This is a genomic window from Natronosalvus halobius (assembly GCF_024138145.1).
GTDB classification, from domain to species: Archaea; Halobacteriota; Halobacteria; order Halobacteriales; family Natrialbaceae; genus Natronosalvus; species Natronosalvus halobius.
Genome location: NZ_CP099998.1, coordinates 88742 through 109300 on the forward strand (window position 1 = coordinate 88742; position 20559 = coordinate 109300).

Annotated in this window: 17 protein-coding genes; 11 read left to right on the forward strand and 6 right to left on the reverse strand. The window is 53.8% G+C overall.

What is annotated here, in order from left to right; translation table 11 throughout:
• Positions 1-27: 27 nt before the first annotated feature.
• Positions 28-498: a RidA family protein gene (locus NGM15_RS17340; protein WP_425494496.1), complete on the forward strand. Its 471-nt coding sequence runs from the start codon at positions 28-30 to the stop codon at positions 496-498.
• A gap of 122 nt (positions 499-620) precedes the next feature.
• Here NGM15_RS17340 and NGM15_RS17345 read toward each other — a convergent pair whose 3' ends face one another.
• On the reverse strand, positions 621-1766 hold the full coding sequence (locus NGM15_RS17345) for an NAD(P)/FAD-dependent oxidoreductase (protein ID WP_253438901.1): 1146 nt from the start codon (positions 1764-1766) through the stop codon (positions 621-623).
• 111 nt (positions 1767-1877) lie between these two features.
• On the opposite strand from NGM15_RS17345, the gene NGM15_RS17350 reads away from it, so the two are divergent.
• The gene (locus tag NGM15_RS17350; RefSeq protein WP_253438904.1) at positions 1878-3020 is read left to right on the forward strand and encodes an aminotransferase class V-fold PLP-dependent enzyme; all 1143 of its coding nucleotides are present in this window, start codon (positions 1878-1880) and stop codon (positions 3018-3020) included.
• Between the two features lie 88 nt (positions 3021-3108).
• Here the strand turns inward: NGM15_RS17350 and NGM15_RS17355 are convergent, their stop codons facing one another.
• The 3 genes from NGM15_RS17355 to NGM15_RS17365 all read right to left on the reverse strand — a co-directional run bounded on the left by NGM15_RS17355 (position 3109) and on the right by NGM15_RS17365 (position 7157).
• Complete coding sequence (locus NGM15_RS17355) at positions 3109-4611, reverse strand: carboxypeptidase M32 (RefSeq protein ID WP_253438907.1); 1503 nt, start codon at positions 4609-4611, stop codon at positions 3109-3111.
• Positions 4612-4686: 75 nt separating this feature from the next.
• Positions 4687-5859, reverse strand: coding sequence for a M24 family metallopeptidase (locus NGM15_RS17360; protein WP_253438910.1), 1173 nt, complete (start codon positions 5857-5859; stop codon positions 4687-4689).
• Positions 5860-5969: 110 nt separating this feature from the next.
• On the reverse strand, positions 5970-7157 hold the full coding sequence (locus NGM15_RS17365) for a M24 family metallopeptidase (RefSeq protein WP_253438913.1): 1188 nt from the start codon (positions 7155-7157) through the stop codon (positions 5970-5972).
• A gap of 99 nt (positions 7158-7256) precedes the next feature.
• On the opposite strand from NGM15_RS17365, the gene NGM15_RS17370 reads away from it, so the two are divergent.
• The 6 genes from NGM15_RS17370 (at position 7257) to NGM15_RS17395 (ending at position 15994) form a co-directional block, all read left to right on the forward strand.
• On the forward strand, positions 7257-9380 hold the full coding sequence (locus tag NGM15_RS17370) for a S9 family peptidase (protein ID WP_253438916.1): 2124 nt from the start codon (positions 7257-7259) through the stop codon (positions 9378-9380).
• A 395-nt stretch (positions 9381-9775) separates the two neighbouring features.
• A complete protein-coding gene (locus NGM15_RS17375; protein ID WP_253438919.1) occupies positions 9776-11449 on the forward strand; it encodes an ABC transporter substrate-binding protein in 1674 nt (557 codons plus the stop codon).
• 159 nt (positions 11450-11608) lie between these two features.
• Positions 11609-12646, forward strand: coding sequence for an ABC transporter permease (locus tag NGM15_RS17380; protein WP_253438922.1), 1038 nt, complete (start codon positions 11609-11611; stop codon positions 12644-12646).
• A gap of 2 nt (positions 12647-12648) precedes the next feature.
• The gene (locus NGM15_RS17385; RefSeq protein ID WP_253438925.1) at positions 12649-13617 is read left to right on the forward strand and encodes an ABC transporter permease; all 969 of its coding nucleotides are present in this window, start codon (positions 12649-12651) and stop codon (positions 13615-13617) included.
• Between the two features lie 5 nt (positions 13618-13622).
• A complete protein-coding gene (locus NGM15_RS17390; protein ID WP_253438928.1) occupies positions 13623-14714 on the forward strand; it encodes an ABC transporter ATP-binding protein in 1092 nt (363 codons plus the stop codon).
• A complete protein-coding gene (locus NGM15_RS17395) occupies positions 14711-15994 on the forward strand; it encodes an ABC transporter ATP-binding protein (protein ID WP_253438931.1) in 1284 nt (427 codons plus the stop codon). Before NGM15_RS17390 ends, NGM15_RS17395 begins: the two co-directional genes overlap by 4 nt.
• A 92-nt stretch (positions 15995-16086) precedes the next feature.
• Here the strand turns inward: NGM15_RS17395 and NGM15_RS19010 are convergent, their stop codons facing one another.
• The gene (locus NGM15_RS19010; RefSeq protein WP_484549595.1) at positions 16087-16605 is read right to left on the reverse strand and encodes a DUF7974 family protein; all 519 of its coding nucleotides are present in this window, start codon (positions 16603-16605) and stop codon (positions 16087-16089) included.
• Positions 16606-16712: 107 nt separating this feature from the next.
• Between NGM15_RS19010 and NGM15_RS17400 the strand changes: the two genes are divergently transcribed.
• Entirely contained in the window at positions 16713-17096 is a 384-nt protein-coding gene (locus NGM15_RS17400; RefSeq protein ID WP_253438934.1) for a cupin domain-containing protein, read from the forward strand.
• A gap of 87 nt (positions 17097-17183) precedes the next feature.
• Here NGM15_RS17400 and NGM15_RS17405 read toward each other — a convergent pair whose 3' ends face one another.
• Positions 17184-17708, reverse strand: a complete 525-nt coding sequence (locus NGM15_RS17405) for a cupin domain-containing protein (protein ID WP_253438937.1) — start codon at positions 17706-17708, stop codon at positions 17184-17186.
• A gap of 558 nt (positions 17709-18266) precedes the next feature.
• Between NGM15_RS17405 and NGM15_RS17410 the strand changes: the two genes are divergently transcribed.
• Both NGM15_RS17410 and NGM15_RS17415 read left to right on the forward strand, forming a co-directional pair.
• A complete protein-coding gene (locus NGM15_RS17410; RefSeq protein ID WP_253438940.1) occupies positions 18267-19424 on the forward strand; it encodes an ABC transporter substrate-binding protein in 1158 nt (385 codons plus the stop codon).
• Between the two features lie 91 nt (positions 19425-19515).
• A complete protein-coding gene (locus NGM15_RS17415) occupies positions 19516-20559 on the forward strand; it encodes an ABC transporter ATP-binding protein (protein ID WP_253438943.1) in 1044 nt (347 codons plus the stop codon).

The window sequence follows — 20559 nt, forward strand, 5'->3', positions numbered from 1 at the left end:
GCTGGAACTCCGTCGCAACGGCTGGTGATGATTCGACCCGATCCGAACGAACACCAGCCTGCCGCACCGAAAGCCGAAGGAATCAAGATGCTATCCGCTCAGGTCTTTTCCATGGAACGTCGTGAAGTCTCGACAGGCACGGACTGGGAAGCGGAATTTGGCTATTCGCGAGCGGTTCGGGTTGGTGACGTGATACGTGTATCGGGCACGGCGGCGGTCGAGGATGGCGAGGTCGTTGGTGTTGGCGATGCATACGCGCAGACGGCCCACATCCTCGAAACGATCGAAGCGTCGTTGGCCGAACTCGACGTCGGCCGAGAAGCAGTGGTGTCGACGACGATATACGTAACTGATTTCGATGATTGGCAAGAGATCGGCGATGCATACAAAGCGTTCTTTGACGGTGTCCGACCCGCTACCACGCTCCTTGAAGTTTCGAATCTTCCAAATTCGGATCTCAAGTTGGAGATAGAAGCGACGGCAGCAGCCGTCGATTGAATCTGATGCGAGCGGGGTTTGTGCGTGGCTCAGACCCTTTGGACGTGAACGAACCGTATCGCTCCCTCCCGAAAACGAGTCTCTATCAGCCCCTTCCGGAACTCGGATTCACCCTGGAACGGCTAAATGACGCTCTGTTCGTCTATTGCACTCGTATCATCGAACCGATCGCTCGTGAGTGATGAAATATCGACGCTCGATGCTTCACCGTCCATAATAAGTTCGGTGACGACTTGGCCAACCGCTGGTGCGTGCATAAACCCGTGGCCGGAAAACCCGATTACATTGACGAAGCCGGGGCACGTTTCTTCGATAATCGGGTTTGAATCAGGTGTAGTCGCGTAGAGGCCAGTCATCGTATTCACCAACTCGGTTTCCGGGCCAAAGCGATCCGAAATAGCGGCCACTCCTTCGAGCGCCGCCTCGATCCAGTCCAGCGAGGCTTCTTGGGGGAACGAATCGGGATCACACCGTGGATGCGAGCCCGTGTGACCGCCGACCGATACACCCTCTTCACCTTCCGGTCTGAAGACGGCGCCGCCGTCAAGGTCGATCGTCAACGGGACAGTCTCCGGAAGCGCCGTCTCGGGGAGCACGTACGCGAGCCGATGGAGCTCCGGTTTGATCGGGAGGCTCAAATCGGCCATCGCTGTGACGCGTCCAGCCCACGGTCCTGCCGTGTTTACGACCGTATCGAACGACGAAGTTCCGTTTTCGGTTTGTACACCGATCCCCGTCGAACAACCGATGTGTACATCCGTCACTTCAGTGTGTCGCTCAATCGTCACTCCACTGGATTCAACCTGATCGACGAGCGCCATCGTGACGAGATGCGGATCGACGAATTCGTCCTGCGGCGAATAGGACGCACCGGTGAACGCCGAGACATACAACCCGGGGCAGTGAGCCGCTGCTTCGTTTGGTTCGAGATATTCGCTCGGGACGCCGTATTCGTTTTGCATCTTCACGTCCTTTTCGAGCTGTCTCGCAGTCGGCTCGTCACGTGCAAGGAATAGATACCCGACGCGGCGTCGCCGAATATCAGTCTCGAATTCGTCTTCGAACGCGTCCCAGTGGGGGCGACTGGTCGTGGATAGTTCAACATTAACAGGGGTCGAAAACTGACTTCGAATCCCACCGCCGGACCGACCAGTACTCCCGGATCCGGGTGTTGACTTTTCAAAGATTGTCACATCTACTTCCCGCTGTAAGAGGAAGTGGGCGGTATACAGGCCGATGATCCCACCGCCGATGATTCCAACTCGCATTCACATGACCAATCGTACTTCTCGGTAAAGGCGTTCCCGGTTCATGTCGCACACGCCGTACCAGTTCCTCGGATCGAGCAAATTTATAACCGGCCTTCGAAAATACATGGTATGTCTGTGAATGAGTGGCGTGAACAGTTTCCAGCCATCACCGATGCGGGACGAATTCCACTGAACAACTGTTCTGCATCGCCGATTCCACAACGTGCACTCGAGGCACGGGCGGAATGCGAGCAAGTGTGGATCGAAGCGGGTAACCCATGGCCTACTTGGCTTGCTGCCGTTGAAGCGGCGAAAGAGCAGTTTGCCGCCCTCATCAACGCGTCTCCCGCTGAGATCGCGATCGTTTCTTCGGCGACCGATGGGCTTGCACGGTTCGCGAGCGCACTCTCGTATGACGATCGAGCCGACATCGTCGTCGGTGATCTCGAGTTTCCGACGGTCCCGCAATTTTGGTACGCACAGCAAAAGCGGGGCGCGCGTCTTCGAGTTGCTTCGTCACCCGATGGAATTCGCGTTCCGGAAACCGCGTACCGGAAAGAGATTTCTACGGATACGCTACTGGTCTGTACATCGCACGTTTGTTCGTTTACCGGCGGAATGGTAGACGTTAGCCGCCTCGCCAATTTGGTCCACGACGTTGGTGGCTATTTCTTCCTTGACGCCTATCAGTCGATAGGAACGATTCCGATCGACGTGAAGCAACAGAATATCGACGCCCTGGTCTCCGGGACACTCAAGTTCCTCCTGGGTGGGCCGGGAATCGCTTTTCTATACGTAGCGAAAGACCTTGCACGGACGCTCGAACCGACAAATATGGGCTGGTTCGGTGTGGATGATATTTTTGGATTTGAGACCGAGTCCCCAACGTTCGCGCCTAACACTCGACGGTTTGAATTAGGAACCCCTCCGGCGACTGTCGCCTATCAGGCGAGCGCCGGTATGGAACTGATTGCCGAAATTGGTGTGGAACGAATTCGTGAGCGGACACGCGAACATACGAATACACTGATCGAGGGCGCGCTGGACCGTGGTTTCGAGGTTCGAACACCGATTGAATCGTCGTACAGGGGATCGATCGTAAATGTACAAGTCGAAAACGCTGAAGAAGCCGTCGAGACGATGATCGATCGCGGGATCAACGTGAGCGCACGTGGGGGTGGAATCCGATTATCACCGCATTATTTCAACACGACCGAAGATTTGCTCGAGAGCTTAGCGGTGATCGACGACGTCGCCGTACCGACCAGATGACCTCGGACCGATAACCGATGCGATCGATCCGACAATAATCGGGTCAATGGCTCGCTTGGGAATTATTCAGCTTCGGTTTCGATGTCATTCACAGATCGTAGATACTGCTGTATTTCTTGGTGACGTGCTCGATGAAGTATTCCGCAGTGAGTTCTTCGCCGGTTGCTTCGACGATCAGCTCGTCCGTCGTGTGCAACCGACCGCACTGGTGGACGTTGGTAGTGAGCCAATCACGGATGTCACTGAATTCACCCCGAGCGATTTTATTTTCAACGTCATCAATTTCTTCGCACATCGTTGCATCCAATTGCGCGGCGAGCACACTACCCAGCGTATAATTTTGGAAGTTCACAATAGCACCCATACTCCAGTGAATATCTTGCAGCGGCCCCTGGCCCGTAGATTCGGGAACAACACCGAGGTACTCTTCGAGTTTTTCGCTCCAGACAGACGGCACCTCGCTCACCGATAGCTCCTCGGTTAGCAATGCGCGTTCAATCTCGAACCGAAGGATAATATGCATATGATACGTCAATTCATCTGCTTCGGTGCGGAGGGGGTTATCTTCGTACACCGTGTTCGCACTTTTGTAGGCGTCTTCGGGCGTCACATCGTCGAACCCATCGAAGTGGTCACGGATCAACGGCAAGACGAGTTCCCAGAACGGTCGCGATCGACTCACGTGGTTCTCCCAGAAGCGTGACTGTGACTCGTGGACGGCATGATGCTGTGCGAGTCCAACCGGCGAATCATACCGATCCCGTGGCAACCCAAGCGAGTACAGCGCGTGGCCGAATTCGTGTAACGTCGTCGGGATTGCGGAGAGGAGATTCGATTCATCAAATTTAGTCGTTATGCGCGAATCGTATGGCGTCCCGCCGGCAAACGGGTGTGGGGCAGTGTCGAGTCGGCCATGCTCCCAGTCGTAGCCCACCGTATCGAGAATGTCGTGAGCGAGCGCATACTGCTTCTCTTCGGGAAACGAGCCGGTAAACAATTCCTGGTCGACCTCAACGTCACTCGCCTGAATGTCTTCGATCAGAGGGACGAGTTCCGTACGTAGTTCGGCCAGGATCTCCTCCATCCGTTCAAAGCTGAAATGTGGCTCGGTCTCCCGGAACAGCGCTTCAACCCGATCTGCATTCGGCTCGACGTGATCGGCGTACCGCTTTGAGACGTCGAAGATTTGTTCGAGTGAGTCCTCGAACTGTGAAAAATCATCCTCTGCTTTGGCTTTTCGCCATACAGGTTGTGCTTCTGATGTAACGGTGGCGCGTTCAGTTACGATTTCGTCTGGAACTCGACTCGCTCGGTCGTGTTCCCATTGAAGCTCGCGGACAAGTGCAGCGTCGACTGGATCCAGTTCGTTCTCGGAGGCTGTCTCCAGTAATTCGGCGGTTCGTTCGTCGGCCAACCGTTCGTGTTTCAACGACGAGATAGTCGATTTCTGCTTCGATCGCGCCGGTGTGCCTCCTTCCGGCATCATCACCTGTTCGTCCCAGTATAATCGTTCATTGACGTGTTCGAGTGTCACTACTGTCTCTCCGATGGATTTGAGTTCCTCGAGCGCTGCTGTGGTTTCGATCGACATTCAACACAGTCATTCCGCCACCAGATAATAAATTCCCACCCATCTACCGCTATAGACCGTCTCTGATCTACGGCCTCAATCGATTACAAACTGTTTGTGGTAATCGGTCATCGGCCGATACCCATTCTCGGTAATTTCTATTACGTCCTCAATCCTTACGCCGCCGATATCTGGGTAATACAGGCCTGGCTCCAGAGTGATTACGTTCCCTGCTTCGAGTTCCTTTCCTCCGGGAAGACACACGGGTAATTCGTGGACGTCAAGGCCAACGCCATGGCCGATGTAGTGCAGTGCACCGGCTTCGATATCCGTGTCCTTTCGCCGAGACTGGTGGCCGTTTTCTTCGAAGAAGGTGAAAACACGGTCGTTGACCTCGTCGCCGGTCACTCCCGCCTGCACCGTTTCTAGTGCAATCTCTAGCGCCTCGTACACTTCATCGTAGAGGGTCTGGAGCTGGTCACTTGGCGCACCTTTGACGAACGTTCTAGTCATATCCGAATGGTACCCGGTTTCGAGATCTTTCGGAAAAATATCGATCACAATGCTTTCGTTCGGTCGGAGGGGGCCGCTCGTTTTCCCATGTGGATTCGCAGCGTCTTCACCACATGAAACGAGTGTATCGTGGAGCGCCGCCCCGTGTTCCAGCAAAGTTACTTCTATCTCGCTTTTTACGGACTTTCCCGTCAACGGCTGCTCATCTCGCATGAGAACACCGTCAGCAACGTCTGCTTCGGCAAGAAGCGTTTCTGCTCGCTTCATTGCTGCCTCAGTCGCCTGCTGCGCCGATTCGATAGCCGCAACCTCTTCGCGGGTTTTTACTGCTCGCACTGTCTCGAGCGTATCGTCGTCGTCGATTATAACGTCGATCTCGTTGCTGCGGAGCCCACGTGCGGTTCCATGTGGAAATCGGTCCGGAACGAGAACAGATTCGATGTTTCGTTCGCCGAGGAACGCCGAAAGGGCGTCGGATTTGGCCATTTTCGGATCTTCTTTTTGTTTCGTTTCGTAATCGTACGCTGCTAACCGTGCGACATCAGTTGCGTTACTCTCAGCTTTTGCTCGAGTGTAATCCGTTCCACCGATTAGCAGGTGAACCGTACCCGGCGTATACAGCGTAATGAAGGGATCGTGTCCGTTCAATCCCGAGAGGTAGCGCTGATCGCCGTTAGACGAATCCGCATCCAGCAGGTATCCATCGGCATTCACGTTCATGAGTGCTGCATCTACTCGCTCAATTGGAAGATTCATACGATACACCTGCGAGTCGATCACGATAAGTGTACAGGACGGCGCGTCCGGCTGGGTGAGAGATGGGGGCCACGACAGGCGTCCGCCGATTGCCGTTAGCTTCGTCGTTCCTACGGTTCGAGGATGCGGAATTCGGTTTGTGGCTCAACGAAATACTCCACACCATCCGACGTGACTTCGACCATCTCCTCCTGGCCGAGGTATCCCCACTCGGTTTCGACACCGAGTTCGAGCGTGTAGATCTCTCCTTCGCGGACAATCCCGTCCGGTGAGGTGCCGTATCGATCCCATTTTGGACCAAGTAGCGTACCGCCGTCGTGGGCGTTCCGACCGACGTTGTGTCCGACCGCGTGTTTGAATTCCGACCACCCACGCTCTGTGATCTCTTTACGTGCGGCATCGTCCACTTCATGTCCCGTAACTCCTGGGGCCATCACATCGAACGCGGCGTCAATAGCGGCCCTTACATCGCTATAGGCCTGGGCCAGTTCTTCCGGCGGTTCGTCGCCGTTCTCAGGGTAGTAGTAAAGGCGCTGAATGTCGGTTGCGTACCCTTTGTATTTGACGCCGAAGTCCGTGTGGAGAACTTCACCCTGAGGGAGCTTGAGGTCGCCGGCCATCGTATGCCCGAGTTCTGACGCTCCACCCGCGTGAACAGTTGGGCAGTAATCCCAACTCCACGCGCTGTCGAGCCCACGCTCGGTCATGTGATCGTGAATGAAGTCGGCGACGTCAGCTTCTGACCAGTCCGGTTCCCACGACTCGGACATCTTCGAAAACAGCTCTTCGGTAATTTCGGCGGCACGTACCATCCGATCCCGCTCGATAGGTGATTTCTCGCTCCGAAGGCGGGAAACGAGATCAGACGAACTCACAAGGTGGTCCTCGTATCCGGTCCCCTCTAATGCATCGGTGAGAAGCAGATAGAGTCCGTGCGTAAGGCCATCTGCGATGTTGTTGTCCCGTGAATAGTTTACCGCAATTTCGTCAGGATCGATGTCCTCCAGGAGTTCTACGAATACTGGCTCGAACGACTCGTCGTACGCGTGAACGTCGTAGATGTCGAGATCTCTAGCGTTAGGCGCGTCGTGTCTTCCGATAATGACGTGTTTTTCCCCTGTCTTCGTCAGAAGAACCATCGTCGGCCAAACGATGTCGAACCCGAGCAGCAACGGCAAACACGGCTCGTCAATCTCAGTCGTTTCGCGCCCGAATGTTATCCAGAGGTCGGTGTCCGTCTCCTGGAGGAGGTCGGTACTCTGTGCTACTTTCTCCTTGACCAGTTCTTGGTCTGACATCAGGCTGACTATCGTACGATGTCATCATAATCTTTCCCTTGTGAGCAGCGACATTTCCTTGGGGGAAGCTATTACTCCTCTCCCGAGTGAGAAGGGAGCGTGTCAGAACCAATCACGTTCGATATAGAAGATGCGCTCGATCTCGAATCTGTGGCGAATCCGCAATGGAACACCACTGGATCATACGTCGGGTATCTACGAACCGCACACGGAGAAACGGACTTTGCCTCGCTGCCGGTCAGTGACATTTCGGAAACGGCAGTATCACTCCACGATGGAGTCGATGAGCCCACTCATAGAACGAATGATGGGGGTGTTTCGACGTTTGAGTGGCGGCCTGAATACCCGTTTGAAGCCGCTCTTGTCGTCGACGGTGACATCGATATATACGACGTCGAAACCGGTGAAACGCGATCGCTCGTTCACAGCGATGAACCCTGTAGCGGGATCACGTGGGGACCCGACGGCGAAACGTTAGCCTATATGAGTGACGGAACGCTCTGGTTACACGAACAGGGGAGCCTTCACGCGTGTGACTTTGCAAACGATGTCTCGGTAGCATCGTTTTTGAGCGGACCGACCCTCCACTGGGACCCGAGTGGTCGGTACCTCGGCGTGGTAACCGAAGGAACCCATGAAGCACTCGGGCTCACAGTATACGATACCCTGGACAAAGCGGTGGTCTGGTCGACTGTTCCGGATGAGGATGAATCGTGTATGCGAGCCTCGTTCGATTGGGTCGACGACGGACATCTCGTGTATGCCGAAGATACGATGGACGGGACAACGAGAGTGTACCGATCGGTACGAATCGGTATCGATGATGACGTTGGACAGCCCATCGCTTCTGAGTCTGTCGATGGGTTACTGCTCCCCCACGAACCCGTCGGTAGCGGTACCGGTTGGCTTGCGGTTATTTCTGCGCGGACGGGCTATCGACACATCTACGCCATCGATGTCCAGACTCGCAGACGAGTTGTCGAAAGCGATCAACCGGGACTTGAGGGTACTGGAATCATACAGGTAACCAACGGGGCGTTCGAGGCTCGTGGCGATGCATCCGACGTTCCTTCCTGGAGTGAAAGTGGAGACCAATTAGCGTACGTCACAAACCGCGTCGACCCCGGTGAACGACACCTACACATCGCTTCGATCGATCAGACCGGATGTACTGAACACACCAAATTTACCGACATCCGTGGCAATGCAATGGCACCAACGTGGTTCGGCGACAATAGGATCGTGTTTCTCAGAGCCGGACGCTTTTCCCCTGCAGATGTGCACGTTGCCGACGTACAGAACGAAACGATGCGACGGCTATCGGCATCACACCCCCATCCCGATCGTCTCGAAACGTTGCCAGAACCGGAACCAATCGAGTTCGAAGCGAGTGATGGTGCGACGGTGTACGGCTATCTCTACACCCCTCCAGAAGCAAGTTCTGGGGACGATATTCCTGCTATCGTGCTCTGTCACGGCGGACCCATTAGCCAGATGCGACGCGGTTTCCATCCTGGGAAGACGTACTGTTACTTCCATGGCTTCGACCAAGCACTCGTTTCGCAGGGGTATGCGGTTCTGGAGTTAAACTTCAGAAGTGGCATTGGATACGGTCGGGACTTCGAGCAGGCTATCCATCGGCGTGTCGGCGTTGACGAGGTGCAGGACTGTGTCGACGCAGCGGCGTTCTTGCGGTCAGACGAACGCATTGGCGACGCCGTCGGGATGTGGGGACGAAGCTACGGCGGGTTCCTCGCGAACATACTCGCCACGAAAACCGACGCCTACGACTGCGCAGTTAACGTGGCGGGTATCTGGGATTGGCGAACGTGGGAAGAATGGGCGATTGAGGAAGGTCGGTCGACATGGGGACCTGGCGAAGCTAGTTGGTTCCACAATCGGTTCGGTGGCCCACCGTTTAGTGACGAGCCAGTGGTGAAGGAACGGTATCGGATTGCCTCCCCGAACACATACGTTGAGGATATGGATACGCCGTTGCTGGCCATCCATGGATCGGCGGATAAGAACGTAACTGTCGAGGAACTCCATCGACTTATCGTCGAGTGCGTCGAAGCCGGTGTCGAGTTTGACTCGGTGTATTATCCCGACGAAGAACACATGTTTGAACGGCCGGAAACGTGGCGCGACGCGTTCCCGCGAATTGTCGACTTCTTCGATGCTCACCTTCGGTCGAGTACCGAACGCTCTGGTACACATCGATAGCCTTCGTCAAATTCCCAGATCGCCCGCGCCGCTCGAAGCACAGATTCAATCGGCAGAGTATTGCTTCTTTTCTGGACGTAACATCTCCGGGAACGTTTCCGTGAGAACCTCAATAATATATATGGTGAAGTTACACGATTTAAATATGCCTTTCGTACCTGTTATCACGCTATTCCAACAGTGAATACTGGTGAGGATATGTGGGTCAAATATATGCCGATAACAACTGTTGGAAGACTAATGAGATATCACATTTGATGTTACTGAATATATTTACTTTGCAGTGTGAGAAAACCAATCCGTAAGTTTATGGTCTATCTCTCTAATTACCATTCATCGTTCGCGAAATGGTAGCGAGTGTATCGATCTACCAATCGCAACGGTGGTGAAACTTCATGGACAAGCCAAACAAATCAGGACTTGACCGCCGAACCTTCGTTAAGGGGTCAGCTGCAACTGCTGGACTTATCGGCGTTGCCGGTTGTCTCGGTGGGGAGGACGATGGTAACGGCGGAAACGGTGGCAACGGCGGAAACGGCGGCAATGGTGACAACGATGGATCGGATGACGCGCCAGACGACGTCTCACGTGACGAAAAATTATATATCGGTCAATCGAAGGCGCCCGTCCATTTCGATACCATCGAAATGATGGACGTTGATTCGCAGTACATCGGCGACCGAATCTATACCGCCTTATATACTTACGACCAGGGAATCGGGCTGCAGCCGAGTGAACTTACGACTGGTCTACCGGAGGAGGAACGCGATGGCCAGCGGTTTATCGTTGAAATCGTGGATTATGCAGAGTACCACAACGGCGATCCCGTCACCGCTGAAGATATCGTCTACATGGTCGAACAACCGGTTGAGGAAGGAACTCGAATGGCTAGTTCCTTCAGTATGGTCGAAGAGTCAACCATCATCGATGAAACGACGGTTCAGTTTGACCTCGAAGCTCCGCACGGGTTATTCCCGATCAATCTCTCGCACTTCGTCGCACCAAAATCGGTTCGCGAAGAAGACCCGGAAGCCTTCCCGCAAAATCCAGTCGGTTCCGGACCGTTCAAATTCGTCGACTGGAGCGAAGGCGAGTACGTACAAATCGAGCGTTGGGACGACTACTGGGGCGACCACGATCCAAATATCGCCGAGGTTGAGTACATTCCGATCGAGGAGGATACCACCCGAGTCACCAATCTCCAGACCGGCGAAGTCGATATGATCGATCATATCCCGCCGAGTCTCTGGGATACGACTCAGGACATACAGGACGGGTTCGTCTCCGAAGCACAGGGGCTGAACTATTATTACTTCTCGTTCAACTGTAACGAAGGTCCGACGGCGGATCAACAAGTTCGGGAGGCGATTGATCACTGTTTCAACGCCGACCAGGCGGTCAGTAACTTCGTCGAACCGGCGGGCGCTAGGCAATACAGCCCTGCGGGTCCCGCGTTTATCGAAGAGTGGGATTTCCCGGAGGACCGCTGGCAGGATTACGCCAACGAACGTGATATCGACCAGGCACAACAACTGTTCGAGGAGGCTGGCGTCCCGGATGGGTACGAATTCCGAATCATCACGCCGCCGGACGACATGCGCGAAGAAATTGCCATCAGCGTTGGCAACGGGATTCAAGAGGCAGGGTATGAAGCGCAAGTAGAGCGGCTCGGTTGGGGAACCTACATTGACGTATTCACCACCGGGAACGAGGATGACTACAACCTGTACGTCCTTGGCCAGGGAGCGGACCCGAACCTGCCAGAACTGCTTCACCAGATGTACCACGACGAAAACGCTGGGGTGAACAATGGCCTCCACTTCGACCCCGATCACGAACTCCACGACATGCTCGAGAATGTCATGTCTGCACCCAACCGTGAAGATCAGCGGCAACTTCAGATCGACATTATCGATACGGTTCTGGAGAATAAACTCCACATCCCTGTATATGGGCTGATCAACACATGGGCTGCGAAGGACTTCGTCAAAGACTTCGAAACCCACCCCATCTCACAGGTCAACCCGCGACTCGTGACGGACTACAACAACGTGTGGATAGACCGCTAACTGACGGTCCCCAGAGGCTGCATCGCCTCGTCCCTTCACCCGACATAGTTAAGTACCAGGAAGATACATAAAACGTATCAAGGTATGGTGAAGCGTATCAAATGGAGAATATGAATTTGCCTTCAAAAATAGACAACGTTCGTCACGCTATTCGATAATATGTCGCTTGGAAGATATATACTCAATCGCTTACTCCAGTCGGTACCTGTTGTGATCGGAATTATCACGATCACGTTTATCCTAATCAACCTGATGCCTGGGGACCCGATTCGGATAATGATCGTCGAAGGTGGGGCGGATCCGGAAGTTATACGGAAACTCGAGTCCCGCTATGGATTAGACCAACCGCTTCACGAACGGTACTTCAACTATCTGTTGGGTGTTTTTCAGGGTGATCTTGGTGAGAGTATCCACTATGGCGTCCCAGTCGTGGAGAAGATTTTCGAACGACTACCAGCGACACTTCTGCTCGTCGTGTCGGCGTTCACCTTCGCTATTTCAATGGCAGTCCCGCTCGGTGTGCTTGCAGCGCATCGAAAGAACAAACCGACGGATCATCTCTCCCGTATCGTCGCACTGATTGGAGTGAGCACACCGTCGTTCTGGATTGGTCTCTTGCTCATCATCCTCTTCGCCTTCCACCTACAGTGGTTGCCATCGTCGGGACTCATCTACCCGTGGGCAGATCCTGATTCGGTTAGATTTCTTGAAGGGGGACTCCTTGGATCGACGCTTGTATCGATCCACCCACGGCTTGCCGTCTTGTATCAGGCTGCTCGCCATTTGCTACTTCCAACAATAGCGTTGGGTACGCTTCAAATGGCGGCAATTATGCGCATCGAACGGGCGGAGATGCTCGAAACCTTGCAGGCAGATTACGTCGAACTCGCTCGTGCATACGGCGTATCAGAGAGGACGATCCTCCGCCGACATGCGTTCCGGGTAGCGCAATTGCCCGTCGTCACCATCGTCGGATTGAATTTAACTTCAGCGCTCGGTGGGGCGGTCCTGATTGAAACCGTTTTCAACATCAACGGCCTCGGAAGATTGATAATTGAGGCGATCCAGAACCTGGATTACCCACTTGTGATGGGTACAACGATCTTCTTTGGATTGGTGTTTGTCATTGGGGTTATCATAACCGACGTGTCCTACGCGTACATCGACCCACGAGTGAGTTACGGGGAGCGTGAATAGTCATGGCTACGAGTAAAACACAACCGAACGAAAAGGTGGGCGTAGAGAGTGAATCGATAGACAGTACCGGAGACGTCGCCGTTGGCTGGCGGTACTCGTTAAAAAAGGTAAAACAGGATACGACGGCGCGATTGGGACTCTATGTGATTGCGGTGATGACCGCAATGGCCGTGGTCGTCTCAATCGATTACTACCTGTTGGACTACTACATAGCCGAAACCTTCTGGTATCACCCTGCGAAAGATCCCGACCAGATTAACCAACTCCAACCACCTGCGTTCACAAGCGAGGGCTCCTGGTCACATCCGTTGGGAACGGACTCTCGAGGCCGTGACGTCCTCGCGCGCCTTATCTACGGATCTCGAATCTCGATGACTGTCGGCCTTGCTGCTACGTTCCTCGGTCTCGTTGGCGGTACCATCGTCGGCTCCGTTGCCGGATACTATGGTGGCTGGGTCGACGATATACTGATGCGTATCGTCGAGACTATCTATTCCATCCCCTTCCTCGTCCTCATCATCGCGTTTATGGCGGCGATCGGGACTCGTGACGTCATGTATGCCACCATCGGCGTTGGGATCGCCATTATACCCGTGTTCGCTCGCCTAATCCGTTCGCGCGTACTGAGCGTCCGGGAGGAAGAGTACGTCGAGGCTGCTCGAGCAGCCGGGGTGAAAGACCGGAAAATAATCGTCCGGCACATCATCCCCAACAGCTTTGCGCCCGTAATGGTGCAAGCGACTCTCCAAATAGGGATCTGCATTCTCATCGTCGCTGGGCTCTCGTTCCTTGGCTACGGGGCCCAGCCACCGACTCCTGATTGGGGCCAAATGCTAGCATCGTCGCGAAACTTCATGATCCCGAACCCATGGCTTAGCATCTGGCCAGGGCTGGCAATCCTCATTACCGTAATGGGGTTCAACCTTCTCGGTGACGGGTTACAAGATGCGCTTGACCCACGCTCTCGGTGATATAAATGACTGATAACACACTACTTTCAGTACGGAATCTCAAAACCCACTTCTTCACCGAAGGGGGCGTCGTACGGGCAGTTGACGAAATTTCGTTCGATGTAACCGAAGGCGAGATCGTTGGACTAGTTGGCGAGTCAGGCGCTGGCAAAAGTGTTGCTTCGAAGAGTCTGATGCGGCTCATCCACTCACCTGGGGAGATCGTCGCCGGCGAAATAATCTACAAGGGAGAAACGATTTTCGCCCTTGAGGAAGGCTCTGATGAAGAACTGCGGCCGAGAGATGATATGCTCTCAAACGAAGAAGTCCGCAAACGGATCCGTGGAAACGAGATTGCGATGATCTTCCAGGATCCGATGGAAAGCCTCAATCCGGTACTCACCGTCGGTAATCAACTACAAGAATTTATCGAATTAAATACGGATCTCGATAAAGGTGCGGCTCGAGAACGCGCGATCGAGATGCTCGCCGAGGTCGGGATCCCCAAGCCAGCTGAGCGATACAGCGACTACCCACACCAATTCTCAGGCGGCATGCGCCAACGAGTTCTGATAGCGATGGCACTCGCGTGTGAACCAAGCCTAATCATCGCCGACGAACCGACGACGGCGCTCGACGTCACCATTGAAGGACAGATTATCGAACTCGTCAAAGATCTCCAAAAGGAGTACGGAACGAGTTTCATTTGGGTTACCCACGACATGGGCGTGGTTGCAGAAATTTGTGATCGAGTGAACGTGATGTATCTCGGCCAGATCGTGGAGCAAGCGGAGGTCAACGATCTGTTTCACGAGACGAAGCACCCGTACACGCAGGCCCTACTCGACTCGATTCCGCGTCCGGACCAATCAATCGAACGAGTCGAGCCAATTAAAGGCGAAATTCCATCGGCGATTAGCCCGCCGAGAGGCTGTCGCTTCCATACGCGGTGTCCGTATGCGAGGGAAGCGTGTATGGAGGTCATCCCGGCGCTAGAAGACTTTAGTGAGCCGCAATCTCACCCCCATCGGGCAGCCTGCATCAAACATGACAACGAACTTTACAGTTCTACTGAACCAATAAGGAATGCTGCACGAAATATAGGTGAGACCCAATGAGCGAATCATCACTTAACACGCAGCACACGAGTACTGAAAGTGAGTCGATACTGCAACTTGAAGGAGTATCGAAACACTTCGACGTCGACTCAGGACTTCTCGAAGGGATACGTCATAGATTAACAAACGCCGATCAAGAAACGGTCAGAGCGGTTGAAGACGTTAGTTTTGACGTTAAAAAAGGGGAGACGTTCGGCCTCGTCGGCGAATCCGGATGCGGAAAGAGTACGCTCGCTCGTGCGATATTGCAACTTATCCGGCCTACTGGCGGCCGCGTCTACTTCCAGGGTGAGGACCTCTGCGAGCTATCTCAGCGAGAGATCCGCTCGAAGCGACGAGATATGCAGATGGTCTTTCAAGATCCACAATCTTCTCTCAACCCCCGACTCAAAGTTGGCCAAATCATCGAAGAACCGATGGAGGCTCACGGAATCCTTGACGAGGCGGGAAGGGAGGAAAAAGCCCGAGAACTTCTTTCGAAAGTTGGCCTTTCACAGGACCACTACGACAGATATCCCCATGCATTCTCCGGCGGGCAGCGACAGCGCATCAATCTTGCTCGTGCATTGAGTGTCGAACCGGATCTAGTCGTTTGTGACGAACCGGTCTCGGCACTGGACGTGTCGGTCCAGGCTCAGGTACTTAACCTAATGGCAGACTTGCAGGACGAGTTCGATCTCACGTATATTATCATCAGCCATGACCTGAGCGTGATTCGATACATCTGTGACCGCGTCGCAGTCATGTATCTTGGTCACATCGTCGAATTGGCGGAGAGCAATTTGATTTTCGACGATCCAAAACATCCCTACACACGGGCGTTGCTGGGGTCAATACCCGTTCCGGATCCGCAAAAGTCTGAAGTCAGAAGCGTTATTCGCGGAGAAGTTCCGAGCCCGATCAATCCCCCCAGTGGCTGCCGGTTTCGAACCCGATGTCAGTCTATCATTCCGGCTGAGCAGTACGACTTCTCCGACGAAGCGTGGCAGACGACCCTGGACTACATTCGATCGGTCAAGTATCGCGAAATATCATCCAGCACGTTCGAAGCAACCTATGAGGAGATCTTCGGTGGCGTTCAACTAGACCCAGATGCCGAACGAATAATCCGTTCTACGCTTGAAGATGTTCACGCCAACAAGTGGGAGCAAGCAACAGAGACGCTGACCGAGACGTTCATAAAGACGAGTATCTGCGCTCAAGAACGGCCTATCTATCGAATCAAGAATAGCGAGGGATCGCGGTACGTGGAGTGTCACCTCTACCGAAACCAGCAATAACGGTCCTTGTTCGTTCTAATGACGAGGAGTATTGCCTCAGGTGGAGCCCACTAGCGAGACACTGCTCTCTCGGCCGACCGCGTGGACACCCGTCACTCGATTGTAATCGTCGTCGAAGCGGACGGACGTGAACGGCCATACCGAGCATCAACGAAGGCCGTAATTTCGTACTCGCCGCTTGGCGCAGGGACCCATCTCGTTGGGGAGTCATTTCGTTTGAACTGGCCGTCCCAGACTCGCCGAATTCGCTTCGTTTCTCCTGCACGAAAAGATAGCTTGTTAGGTTGACGACGTCGATACTCGGGTTCATTACTTGCTGCTAACTCTCCATCGACGGTCCATCCCCACTGTCGGGCGGTCGGCGTTTCAATGCTGATCGGCGCTGGCAACCGATTTTTAAATATAATATCGATCGTGACTGGTTCCGTTACTCGATACGTCGTCTTGTCCGTGCTGATCGAGACGGCGAGCGATAGGACGGCGAGTCGCTGCGGGACCAGTGGCTCTAGAAGCGCCGAGAGATAGTTCTTCGTTTCGTCGAACCCGTACTGATCGCCGCTCTGGCGTTGACGTCGGCCGGACGGTGGATCTGCAGGTGGTGATGGAACCATGCACTGATTTGTTTCTATTCGAGAGCGGACAGCTATATAAACGTGACTAACGGGCGGTTAGTACCTGTTTCGGCACACTCTTGTGCCCGCTGTCGTAAATACGAGTCATGGGCTATCACACGGTCTCGATAGACGACATTCCCTCTCACCCCAAACACGAATGCGATCGACGGACGCTTTCGGCGATACTCGAGCTTGAACACGTCGGATTGAGCGTCTATACGGTAAATCCTGGGGAACAGGTTCCACAGCATTATCATCTTCATGAAACACAAGAAGAACTCTTCTACGTTCTCGATGGAGAAATGAAGGTTGAGACGCCAGCTACGGAATACACCGTCAATAGCGACGAGATATTCGTCGTTGAGCCAGGAAATTACCACCGGGCGTTCAACAGTGAAACGGCCGAGGAGACGCTCCGTGTTATCGCAATCGGGGGACCGAACGTTCGCGACGGAAAAATCCATGACGAAGATGAACAGACCAGCTAATCTGACGATAAATATGGTGTGAGGTGGCTAATCTGATACCCAATTGTGAACGTATCTGTCGAACACAGGTATTGCCTTCGTGCCGACTTACTCCGTTTCTCCAGTCCAGTAATCGACGGCATCCGATTGCTCAAAATACCGGTTGAGTGGTTCACCATCTATGGTTGCCGATGCTGACCCGGCAAAGGCGCCAACCTTGTTTGAATCCGGATAGATCGAAATTTCGGGTTCATTCATCGTCGAGAAGCAGAGGTATCGTAGCGGTGCATCGGAGTCGTTGATAACGCGGCGAGCATATTCTTCACCAACGGGAAATGTAAGATAGTCTCCCGATGTGATGGTTGCAGTACCGCGCCTCGCCCGCAGGGTCCCCCTCCCTTCTAGCACATATATCGCTTCTTCGTTAGCGGTGTGGTAATGGTACGGCCACGATTTTCCCCCAGGCGGTAGTTCGTATAGACTACATCCAAGTTGTTCGCCACCTGCCTCCTCAGCCAATTTCTTACGTTTGATGTCGAATCCCGTTTGGTGGGACTTCTGTATCCACTCAACATCGTTTTCGTTAACGTGTCGTGATCGTGCGTCCTCACCAGACTCGTCGTTTTGTGCCATGTCTCACTTCTCTTAGCCGCAGTCGCATAAACAGATGCGATTTCTGGGGAAATCACGAGGCTATGCTGACCACTCGCGCGGCTAAACCGGTGCCAGCAGATGATCTCTGCTTAGTAGTGCTCGCGCCCAACAAAGACTCCACGCATCGCTTGATGTCGTTTCCCACCTCCCGCTTGATAGGGTTCATTGATCACTCCATTGTGATCCATCATCCGGGATCAATTAACCCGTCTCAGTAACTCGTTTTCTTGACCGATGGGAGGTTGCGTATCTCAGAGTGTCTTACATGGCTTCGCAATGTCGTCCACAGTCTACGCGCGGGCAACCGCACAGGAGGTCGGCCGTGATCGATGTTTTGTGTATGTCTGTTGATTACCATTTGGATCAGTATTGCTACGTCTATGTGTTTGAGCGGTTAAATGTCGATCGGCTCGACTGACTCCCATCAACCTACGGTCCATACGCTGTATCTGTTTTCAACACGTGCCGGTCCGAAAATACCAGCTAATTCTCAATTTATCCGAAACCTTTATAAAAGTGTGCTAGTGTTTCTCTACTATGGTTAGCGACAACCACCCCCGGAGCAAATCAGTTGACAAGCTGACAGATGCCGGCAGTACGATCACCCGCCGTCGATGGATCCAAAGTAGTGTCGCGACAGCGACGGTCGCGGGCTTGGCAGGGTGCCTCGGCGGCGACGATACGGACGATACCTCGATAACCTTTCACGGATTCGGCACGCACGTCGACCCAATCGAGAATATGGCCGAGGACTTCGAGGAAGAAACAGGGATCAGCGTCAACGTCTCGCCTTTTCAGGACGACTGGCAGGTGCTTGCGAGGCAACGGGCTGGTGGCGGCGACCTCGACCTGTTCCAGATGTCGATGCGTGCGGTCCCGAGCGCACGCGAGGAGGAACTCATTCAACCGATCCGTCCCGAAAATGTACCGAATTTAGAGAATATTAATGACAGGTACAGTGCGGAGAATGCACCCTGGGAATCGGACGGAGACACGTGGTCAGCTGTTGCGTGTCACTTCGGCTCCAATTCATTGGCCTGGAATACCGAGGAATGGCCATTGGAGGACGAACCGACAAGCTGGAGGGACCTCCTGGACCCCGAACTTGAGGGAGACGTCGCATACTCGCAGCGACCAAATTATGCCGTATGTACCACGTATCTCCAGTACTGGCCCGATGAGCCACGGGAGTTTGAGGCAAATTACGACGAACGTATTCAACAGGTCTGGGACAGCATGGAGAACGACTGGAAACCGCAGGTTGGCGTCTGGCTCGAGGGCGGGCCACAGGCGAACCAGGCGTTCGCAAATGCGAACGTGATTGCCGGCCACCAGTTCCCGGTGATCGTGAAGACGCTTCAGAACGAAGGCCACCCCATCAAGGACGTAATTCCAGAAGAGGGTGCCTTCATGTACTTCGATGGTATGGCTATCCCGGCTGGGGTCGAAGATCCGAAACGAGAAGCCGCCGAACAATTCATTAATTACTTTATTGACCCCGAGAACCGGCAAGAGTACTTGGAGTCGGTCCCGACGGGCACGACGTTCGACATCCCTGAGGAGTATCAGTCCGAGGGTTACAAGAACAACACGGCTGTGATGTACGAAGATCGGCTCTCGATATTCGATCCCGTATTCGTCGGATCGAAAGCCGACGAGTGGACATCGGAGATTCAGGAGATCCTCCGTTCGTAGAAGAAACCGTACCAGCAGGAATATTAGTTACAGTGAATATATCGCCATACGACCAAACATGACTAATGTAATACTATCGGCGCACAATTTGGTGAAGACGTTCGGAACGGAAGTCGCTGTAGACGACGTCTCTTTCGAGGTCGAACGCGGAGAATTCTTTTCGTTTCTCGGCCCGAGCGGATGCGGGAAAACCACTACGCTTCGTATGATCGCTGGATTCGAAGAGCCCACCTCCGGATCGATTGATATCAACAATGAAAGCCAGATCGGCCGTCTTCCGCACGAACGCGACGTTAGTATGGTATTTCAGAATTTCGCCCTCTTCCCGAACAAGACAGTAGGGGAGAACGTCGCATTTGGATTGAAAATGGAGGGCGTATCGAAGGCCAAGCGCCGAGAACGCGCCACTGAGTACCTGGAATTGGTCGACATGGGCGGATTCGAGGATCGGAAACCGGCAAACCTCTCCGGCGGCCAACAACAGCGCGTCGCTCTCGCTCGGGCGTTGATCACGGAACCATCTATCCTCCTGCTCGACGAGCCACTTTCTAGCCTCGATTTAAAACTTCGGAAGAACATGCGGTTCGAACTGAAACGTATTCAAGAAGAACTCAACACGACCTTCATCTACGTAACCCACGACCAAGAAGAAGCGCTTTCAATGAGCGACCGCATCATGCTACTGAACGACGGTCAACGTGTGCAGGTCGGGTCCCCATCGGAACTGTACGGCGAACCGGTGAACGAGTTCGCTGCTGATTTTATCGGCGATACAAACTTCTTCGACGGACGTGTCGCACGCACCCACAATGGAAGCGTTGACGTCTCGATCGATAAACTCGACGTGACGCTGTCGAATATGTCCAATTCCATCAACGCGGAGGAGGGGGATCGAGTTGTCCTCAGCCTTCGGCCCGAGAATATTGAACTAAAGAATGGCGATGCCCCCGATAGCATTCGGGGCGAAGTGTCTGCCGTTACCTTCTACGGGAAGCTGAGCCGATTTTTGGTTGACGCTGGTGGCCAGGAAGTGTTGGTCGAGGTCGCCGGAAAAGAAAACCGCCTTCGGTTTACCGAAGGCGATACGATCTCGCTTCATTTCAACACGGATGACGCGACCCTGGTCGAGGGGTAA

Coding starts and splice junctions, on each gene's coding strand:
- NGM15_RS17390 (WP_253438928.1), top strand. CDS start 13,623: ATGACTGATAACACACTACTTTCAGTACGGAATCTCAAAACCCACTTC.
- NGM15_RS17375 (WP_253438919.1), top strand. CDS start 9,776: ATGGACAAGCCAAACAAATCAGGACTTGACCGCCGAACCTTCGTTAAG.
- NGM15_RS17350 (WP_253438904.1), top strand. CDS start 1,878: ATGTCTGTGAATGAGTGGCGTGAACAGTTTCCAGCCATCACCGATGCG.
- NGM15_RS17345 (WP_253438901.1), bottom strand. CDS start 1,766: ATGCGAGTTGGAATCATCGGCGGTGGGATCATCGGCCTGTATACCGCC.
- NGM15_RS17380 (WP_253438922.1), top strand. CDS start 11,609: ATGTCGCTTGGAAGATATATACTCAATCGCTTACTCCAGTCGGTACCT.
- NGM15_RS17360 (WP_253438910.1), bottom strand. CDS start 5,859: ATGAATCTTCCAATTGAGCGAGTAGATGCAGCACTCATGAACGTGAAT.
- NGM15_RS17355 (WP_253438907.1), bottom strand. CDS start 4,611: ATGTCGATCGAAACCACAGCAGCGCTCGAGGAACTCAAATCCATCGGA.
- NGM15_RS17405 (WP_253438937.1), bottom strand. CDS start 17,708: ATGGCACAAAACGACGAGTCTGGTGAGGACGCACGATCACGACACGTT.
- NGM15_RS17385 (WP_253438925.1), top strand. CDS start 12,649: ATGGCTACGAGTAAAACACAACCGAACGAAAAGGTGGGCGTAGAGAGT.
- NGM15_RS19010 (WP_484549595.1), bottom strand. CDS start 16,605: ATGGTTCCATCACCACCTGCAGATCCACCGTCCGGCCGACGTCAACGC.
- NGM15_RS17410 (WP_253438940.1), top strand. CDS start 18,267: ATGGTTAGCGACAACCACCCCCGGAGCAAATCAGTTGACAAGCTGACA.
- NGM15_RS17340 (WP_425494496.1), top strand. CDS start 28: ATGATTCGACCCGATCCGAACGAACACCAGCCTGCCGCACCGAAAGCC.
- NGM15_RS17395 (WP_253438931.1), top strand. CDS start 14,711: ATGAGCGAATCATCACTTAACACGCAGCACACGAGTACTGAAAGTGAG.
- NGM15_RS17365 (WP_253438913.1), bottom strand. CDS start 7,157: ATGTCAGACCAAGAACTGGTCAAGGAGAAAGTAGCACAGAGTACCGAC.
- NGM15_RS17400 (WP_253438934.1), top strand. CDS start 16,713: ATGGGCTATCACACGGTCTCGATAGACGACATTCCCTCTCACCCCAAA.